The sequence below is a fragment of the Halorubrum trueperi genome (assembly GCF_042662525.1).
Classification (GTDB): domain Archaea; phylum Halobacteriota; class Halobacteria; order Halobacteriales; family Haloferacaceae; genus Halorubrum; species Halorubrum trueperi.
Window position 1 is genome coordinate 201,707 of the sequence record NZ_JBHSXI010000023.1, and the last position, 17,287, is coordinate 218,993.

17 protein-coding genes and 1 tRNA gene are annotated in these 17,287 nt (G+C 68.2%); 9 read left to right on the forward strand and 9 right to left on the reverse strand.

Annotated elements, in window-relative coordinates; genetic code table 11:
* A partial coding sequence (locus tag ACFQEY_RS16190; RefSeq protein ID WP_379770583.1) for a CheF family chemotaxis protein occupies positions 1–595 on the reverse strand: 595 nt, incomplete at its 3' end.
* Between the two features lie 208 nt (positions 596–803).
* Between ACFQEY_RS16190 and fer the strand changes: the two genes are divergently transcribed.
* On the forward strand, positions 804–1,193 hold the full coding sequence (fer, locus tag ACFQEY_RS16195) for a ferredoxin Fer (RefSeq protein ID WP_379770585.1): 390 nt from the start codon (positions 804–806) through the stop codon (positions 1,191–1,193).
* A 181-nt stretch (positions 1,194–1,374) separates the two neighbouring features.
* Here the strand turns inward: fer and ACFQEY_RS16200 are convergent, their stop codons facing one another.
* Positions 1,375–2,025 carry an HVO_0476 family zinc finger protein gene (locus ACFQEY_RS16200; RefSeq protein WP_379770587.1) on the reverse strand — a complete coding sequence of 217 codons (651 nt, stop codon included), beginning with the start codon at positions 2,023–2,025 and terminating at the stop codon, positions 1,375–1,377.
* Between the two features lie 265 nt (positions 2,026–2,290).
* On the opposite strand from ACFQEY_RS16200, the gene prs reads away from it, so the two are divergent.
* Positions 2,291–3,142: a ribose-phosphate diphosphokinase gene (prs, locus tag ACFQEY_RS16205; protein WP_379770589.1), complete on the forward strand. Its 852-nt coding sequence runs from the start codon at positions 2,291–2,293 to the stop codon at positions 3,140–3,142.
* A gap of 9 nt (positions 3,143–3,151) precedes the next feature.
* Here prs and ACFQEY_RS16210 read toward each other — a convergent pair whose 3' ends face one another.
* A complete protein-coding gene (locus tag ACFQEY_RS16210; protein WP_379770591.1) occupies positions 3,152–3,709 on the reverse strand; it encodes a sugar O-acetyltransferase in 558 nt (185 codons plus the stop codon).
* A 107-nt stretch (positions 3,710–3,816) separates the two neighbouring features.
* Between ACFQEY_RS16210 and ACFQEY_RS16215 the strand changes: the two genes are divergently transcribed.
* The 3 genes from ACFQEY_RS16215 to moaA all read left to right on the forward strand — a co-directional run bounded on the left by ACFQEY_RS16215 (position 3,817) and on the right by moaA (position 6,182).
* Positions 3,817–4,242 (forward strand): universal stress protein, encoded by a 426-nt coding sequence (locus ACFQEY_RS16215; protein WP_379770593.1) that lies wholly within the window; start codon positions 3,817–3,819, stop codon positions 4,240–4,242.
* 5 nt (positions 4,243–4,247) lie between these two features.
* Positions 4,248–5,015 (forward strand): MBL fold metallo-hydrolase, encoded by a 768-nt coding sequence (locus ACFQEY_RS16220; protein WP_379770595.1) that lies wholly within the window; start codon positions 4,248–4,250, stop codon positions 5,013–5,015.
* 147 nt (positions 5,016–5,162) lie between these two features.
* Complete coding sequence (moaA, locus tag ACFQEY_RS16225; protein ID WP_379770598.1) at positions 5,163–6,182, forward strand: GTP 3',8-cyclase MoaA; 1,020 nt, start codon at positions 5,163–5,165, stop codon at positions 6,180–6,182.
* A gap of 37 nt (positions 6,183–6,219) precedes the next feature.
* On the opposite strand, the gene ACFQEY_RS16230 is transcribed toward moaA, so the two are convergent.
* Positions 6,220–8,250 carry a S9 family peptidase gene (locus tag ACFQEY_RS16230; RefSeq protein WP_379770600.1) on the reverse strand — a complete coding sequence of 677 codons (2,031 nt, stop codon included), beginning with the start codon at positions 8,248–8,250 and terminating at the stop codon, positions 6,220–6,222.
* Positions 8,251–8,345: 95 nt separating this feature from the next.
* Positions 8,346–8,420 (reverse strand) — tRNA-Arg (locus tag ACFQEY_RS16235).
* A 109-nt stretch (positions 8,421–8,529) separates the two neighbouring features.
* Here ACFQEY_RS16235 and ACFQEY_RS16240 point away from each other — a divergent pair.
* Positions 8,530–9,171, forward strand: a complete 642-nt coding sequence (locus ACFQEY_RS16240; RefSeq protein WP_379770603.1) for an AAA family ATPase — start codon at positions 8,530–8,532, stop codon at positions 9,169–9,171.
* A complete protein-coding gene (locus ACFQEY_RS16245) occupies positions 9,168–9,620 on the forward strand; it encodes an RNA-binding domain-containing protein (RefSeq protein ID WP_379770605.1) in 453 nt (150 codons plus the stop codon). Before ACFQEY_RS16240 ends, ACFQEY_RS16245 begins: the two co-directional genes overlap by 4 nt.
* Before the next feature lie 70 nt (positions 9,621–9,690).
* Here the strand turns inward: ACFQEY_RS16245 and ACFQEY_RS16250 are convergent, their stop codons facing one another.
* The 4 genes from ACFQEY_RS16250 to ACFQEY_RS16265 form a co-directional block, all read right to left on the reverse strand.
* The gene (locus tag ACFQEY_RS16250; RefSeq protein WP_379770608.1) at positions 9,691–10,269 is read right to left on the reverse strand and encodes a DUF7978 family protein; all 579 of its coding nucleotides are present in this window, start codon (positions 10,267–10,269) and stop codon (positions 9,691–9,693) included.
* A gap of 204 nt (positions 10,270–10,473) precedes the next feature.
* Positions 10,474–11,067 carry a GNAT family N-acetyltransferase gene (locus ACFQEY_RS16255; RefSeq protein ID WP_379770612.1) on the reverse strand — a complete coding sequence of 198 codons (594 nt, stop codon included), beginning with the start codon at positions 11,065–11,067 and terminating at the stop codon, positions 10,474–10,476.
* Positions 11,068–11,204: 137 nt separating this feature from the next.
* Positions 11,205–12,125 carry a DMT family transporter gene (locus ACFQEY_RS16260; RefSeq protein ID WP_379770614.1) on the reverse strand — a complete coding sequence of 307 codons (921 nt, stop codon included), beginning with the start codon at positions 12,123–12,125 and terminating at the stop codon, positions 11,205–11,207.
* 129 nt (positions 12,126–12,254) lie between these two features.
* Positions 12,255–12,938: an ArsR/SmtB family transcription factor gene (locus ACFQEY_RS16265; RefSeq protein ID WP_379770616.1), complete on the reverse strand. Its 684-nt coding sequence runs from the start codon at positions 12,936–12,938 to the stop codon at positions 12,255–12,257.
* 777 nt (positions 12,939–13,715) lie between these two features.
* Here ACFQEY_RS16265 and gpmI point away from each other — a divergent pair.
* Together gpmI and ACFQEY_RS16275 are read left to right on the forward strand one after the other, a co-directional pair.
* Entirely contained in the window at positions 13,716–15,344 is a 1,629-nt protein-coding gene (gene gpmI / locus ACFQEY_RS16270) for a 2,3-bisphosphoglycerate-independent phosphoglycerate mutase (RefSeq protein WP_379770618.1), read from the forward strand.
* Positions 15,345–16,125: 781 nt separating this feature from the next.
* Positions 16,126–17,268 carry a thiolase family protein gene (locus ACFQEY_RS16275; protein WP_379770620.1) on the forward strand — a complete coding sequence of 381 codons (1,143 nt, stop codon included), beginning with the start codon at positions 16,126–16,128 and terminating at the stop codon, positions 17,266–17,268.
* Positions 17,269–17,287 lie beyond the last annotated feature (19 nt).

Below are 17,287 nucleotides of genomic sequence, written 5' to 3' on the forward strand. Positions count from 1 at the left end.
GCACGTTCAGCGTCCGCTCGTTCGGGACCGTCGCGATCGACGTGACCGTCTGCGCGTCCGGCACGTGACGGAACACGAGCGCGGGCCGCTTCTCGCCCGCGAGCGTCCGGGTCGTGCGCTCGTAGTCGATGACCGACGAGAGCTCCACGCGGAACGGTTCCGGACAGTCGGCGAAGCCGATCGCCCCCGTAGACAGCGAGACCGACGCCGTGTGGTCCGACGCGTCCGTGACGCGGCCGCCGACCTTCGCCGGGTGTCGGACGGTGACCGTCACGTTCCGTAACAGCGCTTTGAACAGCACTCGGGTAAACCGCTCCATGTCGTCGGATTCCCCCTCGACGAGGGCGGTCCGCCTGGATCCGTCCGACTCGTAGGCGACCGTGACGCTGTCGCTGAAAAAGGACTGTAGCTCCCCCGGCACGGTGCCGACGACGATGTCGAACACCGCCGAGAGCGGAACGGTCGTCTTGCCGCCGTCGGTCACGAGCACCAAGCGTCGCTGGCTTAACAGCACGCGCCCACTCACGGGATCGTCGCTTCCGAGGGCGGTGGTGTGGACGCGGCCGACGAAGTCGGCGACGACGGACTCCTCCATCGAAAGTTCATTGCACCCGTTCGGTATTTATTGTTACCCCACCGCGCCGGAGTTGGCAACGCTCCGCTTATTCCCGCGTGCAGGAGGCAGCCACCGATGCGAAGGGGAGGGGAAACCGAATGCGCTCGGCTCCGCTTCGGTTGCCCAATCGGCTACGGGAGACGAGGAACAGCAAAGCCTAATGAGGTGGGCTTCAAATCGGCGAGTGATGCCCACAGTAGAATACCTCAACTACGAAGTGCTCGACGACCACGGCTGGTCGATGGATGATGACGACCTCTTCGAGGAGGCTGCGAGCGCCGACCTCGACGCCGAGGATTACGGTACCCTCGAAGTGAACCAGGGCGAATACATCCTTGAATCGGCCGAAGCACAGGGCTACGATTGGCCCTTCTCGTGCCGCGCCGGTGCGTGTGCGAACTGCGCCTCCATCGTCAAGGAGGGCGACATCGAGATGGACATGCAGCAGATCCTCTCCGACGAGGAGGTCGAAGAGAAGAACGTCCGCCTGACCTGCATCGGTAGCCCGGCGACGGACGAGGTCAAGATCGTTTACAACGCGAAACACCTCGACTACCTGCAGAACCGCGTCATCTAACGCCGGTCCGACCACGCCGCGGTCGTACTGTCGGGACGGTGTTCGGTGTGGGTCACCCCCATCGCTGCCACCGTTTTTTCGACGCTTACCGACCGCGAAGCGACCGCTCCAGATTCTTGGCCGTTTGCGACGATCAGTCGACCGCGCCCGCAGACCTACCAAACCGACCGCGCCCGCAGACCTACCAGGCCGACCACGCCTGCAGGCTCTCGTCGCGGGCGTACACCCGCTTGAGGTCCTTGGCGTACGCGAAGTCTCCGGCGTGATCAAGCTTTTCGTGGCGATACTCGGGGGCGTCCTCGCGGATCTGGAGTCCCTCGACGACGAACTCCTCGTCGCCGAACTCGACGGTCTCGTCGACGGTGAACTCGTAATCACCGGGGACGTTCACCCGCAGCGAGCGCGTCTGGTCGGCGTTGCCGTCCTTCGGGTGCAGCGTCACCGAGACGGCGACGTTGTCGACCGCGCGGGTCCACAGCGTCTCGACGTCCTCGATGTCGGCCTCCTCGACGCGTCGCTCGGGGCCGACCTCGATTCCGGTCGTCCGCACTTGCATGAGCGCGTCGGGGGAGTCGACGACGAACTCCTCGCCCGTGGCGACGTACGTGTCCGCGGGCACGTCCATTCGAGTCGTGAAGGACTCGCCGTCCTGCGAGACGACGACCTTCAGCTCGACCGTCTCCTCCTCCGGGATCTCCGTCTTGTACGTGTGGTCGCACTCGGTACAGCGGACGGTCGCCTGTCCGCCGGGCCGCAACACCTCGTGGACGGTCTCCTCGCCCGGCGAACACGACGGGCAGGCGAGACCGACTCGGTCTCCAGTTTGGGTCATTACCCCGTCGTATCCGCCGCTCGCGTAAATATCCGCCCCTGTAGAGGCGGTACGTGGCACGCTCGCGTGGATCGCGGACGGGAGACGCCGATCGCAACCGCAACGAGTGACGCCGGCCACTATCGGCCGCGACCGTCCTCGACCGCGTCCGACCGCAACCGCGACCGCGACCGACCGCGACCGCAACCGCGACTGCCACCGACCGCAACCGCCACCGCGCCGATGTAAGGAAACTGGTTTACCGGTGTCAAGGGAACTGTCGCCCATGATCGTACCCGGATCCAGTTCACAGTTGCTCGCGGCCGCGCTCGCCGAGGAGACGGGTCGGCCGCTGGCGACGCCGACATACGACCGCTTTCCGGACGGTGAGGGTCTCGCCGCGGTGCCCGACTTCGAGGGGGGCGAGGCGACGATCGTCGCCGCGACCGACTCCGACGAGGCGTGGGTCGAACTGCTCCAGCTGCAGGACGCCGTCCGTGAGGCCGGTGCCGCAGACGTGACGACCGTCGTCCCCTACATGGGGTACGCACGACAGGACCGGTCGTTCGGCGACGGGGAGCCGGTCTCGGCGCGAGCGATGGCGCGAGCGGTCTCGACCGGGACCGATCGGATCGTCCTCGTCAACCCACACGAGTCCGGCGTCGCCGACTTCTACGACGCCCCCGTCGAAATCGTCGACGCCGCGAGCGTCCTCGCGGACCCGCTCCCCGCCCTCGACGACCCGCTCTTCCTCGCACCGGACGAGGGCGCGATCGGGATCGCGGAGACGGTCCGGGACGCCTACGGAGCCGGCGACACCGACTACTTCGAGAAGCGCCGCGACCGCGACACGGGCGAGATCGAGGTGTCGCCGTCGGACGCCCCGGTCGCGGACCGGGACGTGGTCGTCGTCGACGACATCGTCGCCACCGGATCCACGATGAGCGAGTCCGTCGCCGTAGTGACCGACCGCGGCGCGGCGCGCGTCTTCGCCGCCTGCGTCCATCCCATGCTCGCCGCCAACGCCGTGACGAAGCTCCGCGGGGCGGGCGTCGACCGCATCGTCGGCAGCGACACGATCGAGCGGGGGTGCAGCGTCGTCAGCGTCGCACCCGTCCTCGCCGACGCGCTGGCGTAGCGTCCTCGCTCACTCTATCTCCCGGATAATCTGCGCGGGGTTCCCACCCACGACGACGCGGCCCGGAACGTCCTCCGTGACGACGGCACCGGAGGCGATGACCGCCCCGTCGCCGATCGTCACGCCGGGATTGAGCACGGCGCGGCCGCCGATCCACACGTCGTCGCCGACGGTCACTGGTCGCCCGCGCTCGCGGCCCGTCGCGCGCTCCTCCGGGTCGATCGGGTGCGTCGGCGTGTACACGTGGACTCCCGGACCGAGCAGGCACCGATCGCCGAATTCGATCGGGGTGACGTCGAGGAGGACGCACCCGAAGTTCGCGAAGAACCCCTCGCCGACTGTGACGTTGAAGCCGTAGTCACAGCGGAGGGGCGGTTCGACGGCGACCGCGTCGCCGGCGGACCCGAACAGTTCGCGGAGGAGCGTTTCGCGCCGCGACGACTCTGCCTCGGTCGTCGCGTTGTACCGCCGAACGATGTCCCGGGCTCGCGCCCGGTCGGCGACGAGTTCCGGGTCGGTCGGATCGTAGGAGTCGCCGGCCAACATCCGCTCCGTCTCGGTGGGCATGGTCGCAATGGCGGTCGTCGCCAAATAGGCGTTTCTGCGGTCGTCGCGTTCTCGACCATCGAGCGCGAGGCCCCATCGTTATTGACCCTCGGATCGAACGACCGCGTATGTACGACGACATCCTGGTGCCGACCGACGGGAGCGAGGCGGTGGAGAGAGCGCTCGATCACGCCGTCCGGCTGGCGAGCGACCACGACGCGACGATCCACGCGCTGTACGTCGTGGACCGCCGGATCGCGACCGCGAGCTCCGGTGACCTCCACGACGAGGTCGTCGACGACCTCGAATCGCAGGGCGAGGAAGCGGTCGCCGCCGTCGTCGACCGCGCCGAGGAGGCGGGACTCGACGTCGAGACGCACGTGGTTCGGGGAACCCCGGACACGGAGATCGTCGACTACGCCGACGAGAACGGGATCGACGTGATCGTGTTGAGCCCCGAGGGGAAGTCGCCGCGCGAGCGAATCCGGTCGCTCGGAAGCGTCTCGGACCGCGTCGCCGACGACGCGACCGTCCCGGTGTTCCTGATCAAGTGAGCCGGATGGAACTTACCATACTCGGGTCCGGCAGCGCGATGCCGGTTCCGGACCGCGCGCAGGCCGGCTACCTCCTCGACGACGGGGGGCGGTCGCTGCTCGTCGACTGCGGCAGCGGCGTCCTCCAGCGGCTCGCGGGAACCGAAACCGGCTACGAGGGCGTCTCGACGGTCCTCCTCACGCACCACCACCTCGACCACGTCGCCGCGCTTCTCCCCCTGCTGAAGGCCCGGTGGCTCGCCGGGGCGGAGCACCTCGAGGTCGTCGGCCCCGCGGGGACCAAATCCCTCGTCGACGGCCTGCTCGATGTTCACGAGTACCTCGACGGGCGAGTCGACCTCGCGGTCCGAGAGGTGTCCGCGTCGCGACCCTTCTCCGCGGCCGGGTTCGAGGTCGCGGCTCGCGAGACGAGACACTCGATGAAGGGACTCGCCTACCGGTTCTCCCCGCCGAGCGCTCCGGTCGATCCCGCGGACGGCCCGCTCACGCTCTCGGGCGACACGGAGGCGTTCGCCGGAATGGCGTCGTTCGCCGACGGCAGCGACGTGCTCGTCCACGACTGCTCGTTCCCCGACGGCACCGACGTCTCCAACCACCCGAATCCCACGCAGCTCGGCGAGTCGCTCGCGGGCGTCGACGTCGACGCGTTGCTGCTCTCACACCTGTACCCCCACACGGGCGGCCGAGAGCGGGAGATGGCGCGGAGCGTCCGGGATGCCGGCTTCGGGGGATCCGTCGAGATCGCGAACGACGGACTGCGCGTCGAGATCTGACGGTGGGATCGCGGCCCGCGAACGCGACGCACACCTCGGGCCGAGAATGCGACGCACCACGGGCCGCGACCGAGACGTAACCGCGACGGGTTACCTGTCCGCACGATCGACCCTGATATTTAAGCGTTCATAGTCGCACCCTTCGGTATGGCCGGGCCACTCGCGGACGACTTCGGACGGGAGGTGACGGGGGTGCGAATCTCGCTCACCGACCGCTGTAACTTCGACTGTGTCTACTGCCACAACGAGGGGCTGGGCGACACGCGGGGGCCGATGGAGCCGAGCGAAGACGAGATGAGCGCGGACGACGTGGTCCGCTTTCTGGAGGTCGTCGAGGGGTACGGCGTCGACTCCGTGAAGTTCACCGGCGGCGAGCCGATGTTGCGCCAGGACCTCGAGGAGATCGTCGAGCGCACCCCCGACTCGATGGAGGTGTCGATGACGACGAACGGGACGTTCCTCCCCGGACGCGCCGCGGACCTGAAGGCCGCCGGACTCGACCGCGTGAACGTCTCGCAGGACGCGCTCGACCCCGACGACTTCGCCGAGGTGACGAAATCGGGGGCGTACGAACGGGTGTTGGAGGGCGTGAAGGCCGCGGTCGATGCCGGCCTCGACCCGGTGAAGCTCAACATGGTCGTGTTCACGCACACCGCGGACTACGTCGAGGAGATGGTCGATCACGTGGCCGACAACGAGGGGCTCCAGCTCCAGCTCATCGAGTACATGCCGGAGTTGACCGGCAAGCCGGAGTGGAACATCGACATCCAGCGCGTGCACGACTGGCTCGCGGACATCGCCGACCACGTCGAGCACCGCGAGATGCACGACCGCAAGCGATACTTCGTGGGCGGAAGCGGCGAGAGCGACGAGGACCCCGACGGCAACGGCGGCATGGTGGAAATCGTCGACCCAGTCGAGAACGAACAGTTCTGTGCGAACTGCGGCCGCGTCCGCGTCACCCACGAGGGGTATTTAAAGGGCTGTCTCAACCGCAACGACGACCTCCGGTCGATGGGCGAGATGACGCGCGTGGAGATCGCCGAGACGTTCGAGGCGGTCGTGGCCAATCGGGTACCTTACTACGGCGAGTACCTGATCGAGAACGACGAGGGAGAGTACGAACTCAACGAGAAGTACCTCGGAACGCCGAGCGCGGCGGATTGAAACTGATCCGCAGGCGGGCCGGGTTTCCTGGCTCGCGTTACTCCGGCGGCTCGTACGGTCGGCTGCTCCCGTCGTCGGGGAACCGTCGCAGGTACTTCGCGAACAGGTCGGCGACCCGCGTGTACGCGTCGAGAACGTGTTCCACCTCACCGAAGCCGTGCGGCTCGCCCTCGTACCGCCGAAACTCGTGGCGCACGTCGTGGGCCTTCAACTCCGCGACGAGCTGTTCCGACTGGCTGATCGGGACGCGGGCGTCCGCCTCGCCGTGGAGCACCACGAGCGGGTCCTCGATGTCCTCGACCGTCCGGATCGGGCTCGCGTCGCGGTAGCCTTCGAGGTCGTCGACGAGGTCGCCGAGCTCCCGCTTGAGCAGCCGCCAGCCGACGTCGTCAGTGTCGTCGACGAACGACTCGTAATCGTACACGCCGTAGAACGCCGCACCGGCCCGGAACCGGTCGCTGTTGCCGAGCGCGTTTACGGTCATCAGCCCGCCGCCGGAGCCGCCGAAGATCCCGACGCGGTCGCCGTCGACCGCCGGGTAGCGCGCCGCGGTCGCGTCCGCGGCCCGGATCACGTCGTCGAGGTCGCCGCCGCCCCAGTCGCCGTCGTTCGCCATCCGAAACGCTCGGCCGAACCCGTCGGAGCCGCGGTAGTTCGGGCGGACGACCGCGTAGCCGAGCGCCGCGAAGTAGGCCGCCCGGTGGTCGAACCCGAACCCGTCGAAGGTGGTGGGCCCGCCGTGCGGCTTCACGAGGAGGGGAACCGACGCCGACTCGGCGTCCGCGTCGTCCCTCGCGGCCGCGTCGGTTCCAGCGTTCGCGTCATCCCCCGCGGCCGCGGCCGGGGGGTGAACCATCGCGTGGATATCGGTCCCGTCGGAGTCGTACGCGAACGACTCGGTGGCGGGCAACCGCGCCGCGAGCCCAGCCGTCGCCGACGGGGTGAGCCGATCCCCGGTCGTCGCGTCGACGATCGCGGGCGGCTCTGTCGGCGTTTCGCGCACCGAGAGGAGTCGGTCGCCGTCCCACCGCGGCGCGCCGTGGATCGCGTCTCCCGCCGCGACGACCGCAATCTCCTCCGTCGCCCCCGGGTCGGTGTCGAGTCCGAACTCCGACTCGGAGAGCGGTCCGCCCGCGTCGAGGACGTGGACGCCGGTGCGTCCGCCGGCGGTCGCGGTCACGGCGAGCCGGTCGCCCGCATCGTTCCACTCGGGAGCCGCGATTTCGGTCTCGGGGACGCCGTACAGCTCGGTCGCCGCGTCGCTCTCGCCGTCCCCTCCGTCTGCGTCGCTGTCGGCGTCGCCCCTATCGGCGCTCGCGTCGATCCCGTAGACGGCGTCGTAGCCGCTCCCGTCGTGGACGAAGGCGAGCGCGTCGTCGGTTGCGTCGTCGGTTGCGTCGTCGTCGTCAACAGAGCGCGGCCGCGGACGGGGGCAGGCGGCGCGGACACCCGGCTCGGCGAACAGCTCGGTGACCTCACCGTCCCGGCCCCCGCCTTCGGTGTCGACAGGGGCGCGGACGAGTGCGGCCTCGTAGTCAAAGAGGTCCGCGTGCGTCGAGCGGATCGCCACCACGGCGTCCCCCTGCCAGTGCGGGTCGTCGTAGAGGTAGCCGTCGTTCGCGATCGCGCGGACCCCGTCGCCGGCGGGGGAGACGACGGCGAGGCTGCCCCGCGAGAAGTGGTCGGTGACGACGGCGATCCCGCGGTCGCCCCACGCGAGTCCGCCGATCCCGCCTTCGAAGTCGGTGAGCACGTCGACCGTGCCGGTGTCGGCGTCGACGGTCGCCAGCTCCGCGTCGGCGGTGACGTAGGCGATGCGGTCGCCGTCGGGGCTCCAGTCGAGCCAGCGCGCGTCGGTCCGGCCGTACCGCATCGCGAGCGCGCCCTCGCTCGTGAGTCGGACGTCGTCGCCGTCGGTCAGTAGCCAGAGGTCGGTCGTCAGCTCGCGGTTCTTCGCGTAGGCGATCCGGCCGTCCGGCCCGACCGCGGCCTGGACGACGAAATCGGCCGTCGCCATGTCCGCGAGCAGGCCGTCGCGGTCGGTGTCCCTGAGGTCTCGTCGGTACACACGTCGGATTCCGGCGAGCGGGTACTTGGGTGTGTGGCTCGCGGATATGCCCCATATCGACGTGTACTCGGTCGGCAGAGCGTTCAGTGAGTGAACGAGCACGATGGGATTCGAACCCACGACCATCGGATTAGAAGTCCGACGCTCTATCCTGGCTGAGCTACGTGCCCTCACTCCGAGTTCTCACACCCAGCGCCAAAAACGCCGACGGTTCGCGACGACCCGCCCGAGATCGCTCCAACAGCAGACCTAAGTCCGGCACGCGACTACTCCCGGCCAATGAACGTCATCGGAACCGTCGGCCTCCCCGGGAGCGGCAAGGGGGAGGCGGCGAACGTGGCCGCAGAGGCGGACATCCCGGTCGTCGTGATGGGAGACGTGATCCGCGCGGAGTGCCGCCGCCGCGGGCTCGATCCGGCGGAACACCACGGCCGGATGGCCGGCGCGCTCCGCGAGGAGGAGGGCGACGACGCCATCGCAGTGCGGACCCTCCCGCTGATCCGCGAGGCGGCCGCCGAGAGCGACCGCGACGACGACACCGTCCTCGTCGACGGCCTCCGCTCGACCGTCGAACTGGAGCGCTTCCGCGACGCGTTCGGCGACGACTTCACGCTCGTCGCGATCCGCGCCCCCTTCGAACTCCGCGCCGAGCGACTCGACGACCGCGGCCGCGACGACTCCGACTCGGATCTCGAAGCCCTCCGCGAGCGCGACGCCCGCGAGATCGACCTCGGCCTCGGCGACACCCTCGATCGCGCCGACGTCGAGATCGATAACATCGGGTCGCTGTCGGCGTTCCGGACCCGAGTCCGGGAGGTGCTCGGGGTCGCGGAGAACGAGCGCGGGGACGGAAGCGGGGACAGGGACGTGGACGGCGATGGAGAACCCGCGACCGTCGACGCCGGAGGCGACGGCTCATGATCTACAGCGTCGACGTCCGGATCGAAGCGCCGGTCCGGGACACCGAGGTGACCGACCGAGTCGCCGACGCGGTCCGAAACGTGTTCCCGGACGCCGAGCCGGTCCACGAGGACGGGCGGCTCGTCGCCGAGTCGCACACCCTCGACGCCTTCTCGGACGTCCTCCACGAACAGGAGATCCTCGACACGGCCCGCCGGGTGTTCCTGAACAACGCCACCGAGGAGGGGTTCTCCTTCTCGCTGAAAAAGCAGGCGGCCTTCGAGGGCGTCGTCAACTTCGCGGTCGGCGAGTCGGACGAACTCGGCGAGATCGACGTCGACATCCGCGTCCGAGAACCGAGCGTCGAGGAGTTCGTCGACTACGTCGCCCCGGAGACGGACGACGGGCGACCGGTCGATCCGGTCAGGGAGTACGGCGACCGATTCGACCCCGAAGACGCCGGATACTGACTCGCGACCATCCCGGCATGCGACCGCGGTCGGTTGTTCCGCGATTCGACCACATCCGGTGGCTCCGTGATCACTCACCCAGGAGCGTCGAGACCGCGCCGCCGGCCGCGCCGAAGACCGCCGGGTAGACCCCACCCGCGAGTAGCACGGCGGTGACCGTATCGGGCGCGACCGCCCCGTCGCCCACCGCGTACCGGAACGCGAACGCGCCGACGACGGCGAGCGGAAGGTAGCCGGCGAGGACGAACGCACCGGAAAGCGCGCCGTCGGCCGGCTCCGTTGCGCCCGCGAGACGGCCCGCAGCGAGCCCGGCCACCACGAGCAGGACCGGCGGGACGACGAACAGGAACGAGAGGGAGCCACCGTCCGCCTGCGAGATGAGGTTCACCGACCGCGTGCCGCCGACGAACGACGGGATCGCGGTGTCGACGAAATGGGCGTTGTAGAACATCCAGCCGACCGCCTGCCAGGCGGGGATCGGGTCACTGCCGAACAGGTCGGCGAAGACGTTGAACCCCGCCAGCTGCTCCTCGATTCGACCGCTCTGGGTGAGGTACGTGACCAGGTAGCCGAGGAGGTACGCGGCGACGCCCGCGGCCGCGCCGGCGACGATTCCACTCGTTCGGTTCGCTCGATCGGGGACTGACATGTACTCGGCGTCGTTCCGGGCGCGGTAAGTGTTTGTTGGGTCGGGTCGCCGTGCCGGCGTTCCGGGGATGCCGCGATTACCCGCCAGAGCTGCCGAGATCAGTGACGGACTGCCGCGGTCACCCGAGAGAGCTGCCGCGGTCACCCGAGAGAGCTGCCGCGGTCACCCGAGGGATCTGCCGAGATCAGTGACGGACCAACCCGGTCAGGCGACCGCATCTCGCCACTCTTCCTGCGTGATCGTGTATCGAACCTCGTCGTGGACGGTCCCGTCGGCGAACGTCAGCGTGTTGCGCAGGCGACCCTCGCGGCGGCCGCCGAACCGGTCGACGTACCGCTCGACCGCCCGCCGCGAGTTCTCGTTGTCGGGGTGGTGGCTGACGGCGACGACGTCCAGATCGAGGTCCGCGAAGGCGACCCGAACGAGCGCCGCGGCGCGCTCGCCAGAGTACCCGCGGCCCCAGAAACGCTTTCGGAGCCACGTGCCGAGGGTCGCGGTTCGCGTGTCCCAGTCGACGTCGAAGCCGCCGAAGCCGGCTAACTCGCCGGCCCCCGCTTCCCCCTCGCGGGGGCGGATGACGTAGCTCGCCGCCTCCCCGTTTTCCCAGCGCTCCCGTCCGCGCTCGATGAATTCGTACGTCTCCCGTTTCGTCTCGTGGGAATCCCACTCGACGTACTCGGTCACCTCGGAGAGTCCGGGATCCGACGAGCAGATCCGATAGCACTCGTCGAGGTCGACGTTCTTCGGTCGGCGAGCGGCCAGCCGCAGCCGGTCGGTCTCGATCGTCTCTGGGAACATGGTGGAGGCGTCTCGGGGAATCGTATAAAATCCACCCGTGGCGTGCTATCCGATGTCACGGTTCGTTCGGGATTGCCCTAAGGTCCGTTCGGGATTGCCCTAAGGTCCGTTCGGGGTAGGATCGATTCGGGATCGTCTCACCGGACCACGCCGTACTCGCGAAGCGCCGACCGGAGGGCGGATCGCTTCACCAGGGCGAAGCCGGCGCAGATGATCAGGAATCCGACGATCGTGTTGAGGGCGATCCCCTCGCTCAGGAAGATCCAGCCGGAGATGGCGGCGAATATCGGCGCGACGTACGAGACGAGGTTGATCTCGATCGGGCCGAGCTGATCCAACAGGTGGAAGTAGATGAGGAATCCGAGCCCGCTGGCGGCGATCGCGAGGTACGCGAGCGAGAGAACGGCCTCGGTCGTCCACGCGACGTCCGCCACCGACTCGCCGAGGGCGAGCGCCAGCAGGTGCGTCAGCCCCGCGCCGACGAGCATCGACCACGCCTCCATCGTCTCAATTTGCATCTCGTCGTCGGACGCACGGGTGAGGACCGACCCGAGCGCGAACGAGGCGGCCGCCAGCAGGACGAGGAACTTCGAGACGGTGCCGCTGCCGGCGAGGTTTCCGGGATCCGGCGCGGCCAGCACCACCGCGCCGACGAGTCCGACGAGCAGACCGAGCACGCCGATCGGGGTCAGTCGCTCGGACGGGAGGAAGGCGCGGGCGAAGACGGTCGTCAGGACGGGCGAGAGGCTGACTATCACCGCCGCGATCGCGCTCGTCACGGCGGGGTCGCTCTCGCCGATGAAGAGGAACGCGTGGTAGGCGGCGATGATCAGGGTCGCGCCGATCGCGACCACCGTCCACTCGTCGCGTCCCCGGGGTATCGGGTCGTCGACGACGAAGGCCGCGTACGCGAGCATGACGACCCCCGCGATGTCGAACCTGAACGCCGCGAACAGCACCGGCGGGAAGTACGCCAAGCCGGCGTTGATCGCCATGAACGCCGAGCCCCAGACGGCGGCGAGAACGAGGAACAGCGAGAGGGTCCGTATTCGGCTCACGTCCGCACTCTCCCCGGAGCGAGCCAAAAGGTTCCGGAAGCGGCCGACCGCGGGGGGAATCTCAGAGTGTCGTACCCAGCGGATTCAGCTATCGACTCCGCACCCCACTTACCGGCCCGGCGCGGCCACCTACCGAATTCGGTAGCGGTCGTCGTCGCCGGCGGCGGTCCCCTCGCGGACGACGACTCCGACGTCGGCGAGCCGACTGAGTGCGTCGTCGACGGTCTCCTCGCGGACCCCGACTTCGTCGGCGACGGCGGCAGGGGTCCCGTCGGTCTCGATCAGCGCGGAGAGAACCCCGGCGAAGAATCGGCTGTCCGCCTCGGTCCCGAGCCGCTCGTCGATCCGCGCGAGGGTGTCCTCGACGCGGCCCTGAACCCACCGCTGGGCCAGCGAGAGCTCCCGATCGAGATCCTGTAAGCGCGCGTATTCGCTCGCGAGGTCGGCGAGGTCGCTCGTCGCGCCGACCCCTGACCCGTCCGGGGCCTCGATCGAGAGGTGCGGACACCGTCCGGACATGTCGAGGCTGCTCTTTGCGGGGTACGCGCTCTTCGCACCGAACCCGTACGGGGAGACGCTCACTTCCAGCCGGAGGCTACGAGTGATACGGAAGTACTTGCGGCGCTGGTCGTCGGTCGTCGATTCGATCAGGCCGGCCTCCTCCAGCTTCCGCAGGTGGTCGATGACCGCCTTCGGGCTGACGTCGAGGTACTCCGAGATCTCCGTGACGTAGCAGGGCTTGGTGGCGAGCAGCCGGAGGATGCGCCGCCGGTTCTCGTTGCCGAGGAGATCGAGCAGTACCGCGGAGTCCATTAACGTATGGTTAGCGTCGAACGGGTAAAAGGATGAGGCTCCGTTGAAACCCTCATCGAACGACACATTTGGCTCCGGCTTCGCTCAGTATCGGAATCGTGGTGAGCGGTTGCGGGAGTGGGTATTGCAGACCGCCGTCGGTGACGTGGTATTTAAAAGTGATGAGCGCAGTAGCGTCGACTGCTTATAAATGAACGTGGCGGTGGCGTCGCTGGCGCTACGCGCCGGCTTCAAGCGAGAGCTTCGCTCTCGCCCTGCGCCTCCGAGCGCCCGCAGGGCGCGAGGAGCCCGCGAGGGACGCCGCGAGCGAAGCGAGCGGCAAGGTTGGGGAGGTATGAGGTGCGGTGCGGTGTAGTTGGGTGGGACTCAAAGGGGCAGTCGCCGGTGCTGTGCGCCGGCTGCCAGAGGCGCTCCGCGCCTCGTGGCTGGGGCTTTGGATGTATTCACCGTACCGTCGATTGCTTATAAGCGAGCGGCTGGGGCTTTGGACGTGTTCACCGCGCCCGCAGCGATATATAAACAGCCGACGGCAACACCACTCATTCACTTATAAACGATCACCCCCACACGATGAGATCCCCACTCCCGAAATCGATCAAGAGGTCCCGCTCAGCGACCGGCTGTTTCGAAAGGAAATATGTCTGAAGAAGAGGATTACAACAGATCCGAGGATGATTCACGACGCCGCGATTTCTCGCTCGCTTTCGGGCCTGACGAATCGCCCTCTCCTGTCGCTCGGAGCGAAGGGTAGTTAGCCCGGGGAGGGAAACGAGGCGTATGGAAACGGCGCTCATCATCCTCGACGGGTGGGGCCTCGGCAGCGCGGGAGCGGGCGACGGAACCGACGACGCGCCGCCCGCCGACGCGCCGGTCGACCCCTCGGGCCGCCCGGCCGGACGCGACGCGGTCGCGGCCGCCGACACGCCGACGTTCGACGACGCGACCGAGCGCGGAGCCGACGGCCGCCTCGTCGTCCACGGGCGTCGCGTCGGGCTCCCGGAAGGACAGATGGGCAACTCCGAGGTCGGCCACCTCAACATCGGCGCGGGCCGGGTCGTGAAACAGGCGTACACTCGGATCACGGACGCGCTCGCGGCGGGATCGCTGTCCGACAACGACGCCATCGCCGGCGCGTTGGCCCACGCGAAATCGACGGGCGGCCGCGTCCACTTCATCGGGCTCGTCTCCGACGGCGGCGTCCACTCCGACGTCGAACACCTGCTCGCGCTGATCGACGCGGCCGCCGACGCCGGCGTCCCGGCGACGACCCACGCGTTCACCGACGGCCGCGACACCGCCCCGGAGATCGCCGACCGCTTCCTCGCGGACGTGACGGCGAAAGCGGCCGAGTGCGGAACGGGGCACGTCGCGACCGTGACGGGTCGCTACCACGCGATGGACCGCGACGAGAACTGGGAGCGGACCAGGAAGGCCTACGACGCGATCGTCGAGCGCGAGGCCCCTCACCGGGCCGAAACCGCGGTCGAGGCCGCGACCGCGGCTCACGATCGCGGCGAGACGGACGAGTTCATCGAGCCGACGCTCGTGGACGGCGAGCCCGCGCTCGCCGACGGCGACGCCGTGATCTTCTTCAACTTCCGGGCCGACCGAGCGCGCCAGCTCGTCCGGCTGCTCACGGACACCCGGCCCGAGTGGGAGTTCGACGTGGACCGGCCCGAGATCCGGTTGACCACGATGACCGAGTACGACGAGACGTTCGACTTCCCGGTCGCGTTCCCGCCCGAGATACCCGAGGACACGATCGGCGAGGTCGTCTCCGACGCGGGACGCACGCAGCTGCGAACAGCCGAGTCCGAGAAGTACCCGCACGTGACGTACTTCCTCAACGGCGGCCGAGAGGTCGAGTTCCCCGGCGAGATGCGGACGATCGTCGAGAGCCCCGACGTGCCGACGTACGACCTGCAGCCGGAGATGTCGGCACCGGAACTCACCGACGAGGCGATCGAGACGATCGCGGTCGACGACCCCGACCTGGTGGTCCTGAACTACGCGAACCCGGACATGGTGGGCCACACCGGCGACTTCGACGCCGCGGTAGAGGCGGTGGAGGCGGTGGACGAGCAGCTCGGACGCCTCCTCGACACGGTCGCCGACGCAGGCGGGCACGCGGTCGTCACGGCCGACCACGGCAACGCCGACGATATGGGAACCCCCGAGAACCCCCACACCGCTCACACGTTCAACCCCGTCCCGTTCGTCTACTTGACCCCCGACGGCGACGACGGGGGACGCGAGGTTCGCCCGGGCGGATCGCTGTGTGACGTCGCCCCGACCCTGCTCGAACTGATCGGACTCGACAGACCCGCGGAGATGACCGGCGAGAGCCTCCTGACGGGGTCGCGCCGCGGAAGCGACGCGTCATCCGCCGATACCAATGAGAAATAAACGGCTCTGTTGAAGCCCTCAGATGAGACCATCTTCTGACCCAATCGCGGTCAATTCAGGAAGCGTGATGAGCGATTACGGGAGTAGGGATCTCATTGCGGTGGAGTGGGCATTTATAAGTGAATGAGTGGTGCTGCCGGCGGCTGTTTATATATCGTTGCTGGCGCGGTGAATTGCTGTGTTTCTGGCGTTGATTGTTTATAGGTGATTATTGTTACTGGCGCGGTGAACATCTACAAAGCCCCAGCCGCTCGGGTATACATCGTTGATGGTGCGGTGAACTCCTCCAAAGCCCCAGCCGCGAGGCGGGCGCACGCTCGCTGCGCGCCTCGCTCAGTCGCTACGCTCCTTCGCTGCGGTGCTTTCGTCGCCTGCGCCCGCCTCGCGGCTGCCCCTTTGAGTCCCAACCCCGCACAGCACCGCAACCGCACCTCACGCCTCCCCAGCCTCGCGGACTCCTCGCGCCCTGTGGGCGCTTGGAGGCGCAGGGCGAGAGCGAAGCTCTCGCTTGAAGCCGGCGCGTAGCGCCGGCGACGCCACCGACACGTTCATTTATAAGTAGTCGTCGCTGCCACGCTCGTCCCTTTAAATACCTCGTTGCCAGCGACGGTTTGCAGTACTTACTCCCGCAATCGCTCATCACGCTACCTGTATCGACCGCAACCAGACGAACACGTATCACAGAGGGTGGATTTCAACGGGGCCAAATAAACGATGAACGTTCGACTGATTTATCGGGGTTCCACGGCGTTTTAATAGCCGCACGGGCCTGTACTCAGTCATGTCAGACGAGACCACGCCGGTCGTCGCCGCCGCCTACCGAACGCCGCAGGGACGCGACGGGGGCGTCTACGCCGACATCCGCAGCGAGGACCTCTCGACGCGGCTCATCGACCACGCGCTCGGAGAAACGGGACTGACGAGCGACCACGTCGACGACCTGATGTGGGGCGTCGCCCAGCAGCGGACCGAACAGGACAACAACGTCGCCCGCGTCATCGCGTTGTTGTCCGACCTCGGAGAGTCCGTCCCGGCGACCTCGATCAACCGCTGGTGTGCCTCCTCCATGCAGGCGATCATCTCCGCGTCGGACGCTATCGCGGCGGGGAACAGGGAGTGCATCATCGCGGGCGGCGTCGAGAACATGAGTCGCGTCCCGATGGACGGCGACTCCTACCAGCACCTCCACCCGGAGCTCTCGGAGCGGTACAACGTCTTCCAGCTCCAGATGGGAATGACGGCCGAGAAGGTCGCCGAGGAGCACGAGGTGAGCCGCCAGGCGCAGGACGAGTACGCCGCCCGGAGCCATCAGCGCGCCGCCGAGGCGACCGACTCCGGGAGGTTCGACGACGAGATCGTTCCCGTCGAGACCGAGGAGGGACTCGTCGAGGAGGACGAGGGCATCCGCCCCGACACGACATCGGAGGCGCTCGCCGATCTCCCGCCCGCGTTCACGGGCGACGGGACGGTGACCGCGGGAAACGCCTCGCAGATCTCCGACGGTGCCGCGCTGACGCTCGTCACGAGCAGGGCGTTCGCGGAAGATCACGGGCTCGACGTGCTCGCGGAGGTCGGCACGAACGCGGTCGCCGGCGTCGACCCCACGGTGATGGGGATCGGTCCGGTCCCCGCGACCCGCTCCCTGCTCGACCGCGCCGGAACCGACGTCGACGACTACGACCTGGTCGAGCTCAACGAGGCGTTCGCCTCCCAGTGTGAGTACTCCCGGCGCGAGTTGGGCGTCGACGAGGACCGGTTCAACGTCAACGGCGGCGCGATCGCGATCGGTCACCCGCTCGGCGCGTCCGGCGCGCGCCTCCCCGTCACGCTGCTCCACGAGATGCGAAAGCGCGACGCCGACCGCGGACTCGCCACCCTCTGCGTCGGGTTCGGACAGGGTGCGGCGATCGAATTCTCTCGGTAAGAGCTCCGAGAGTTGATTC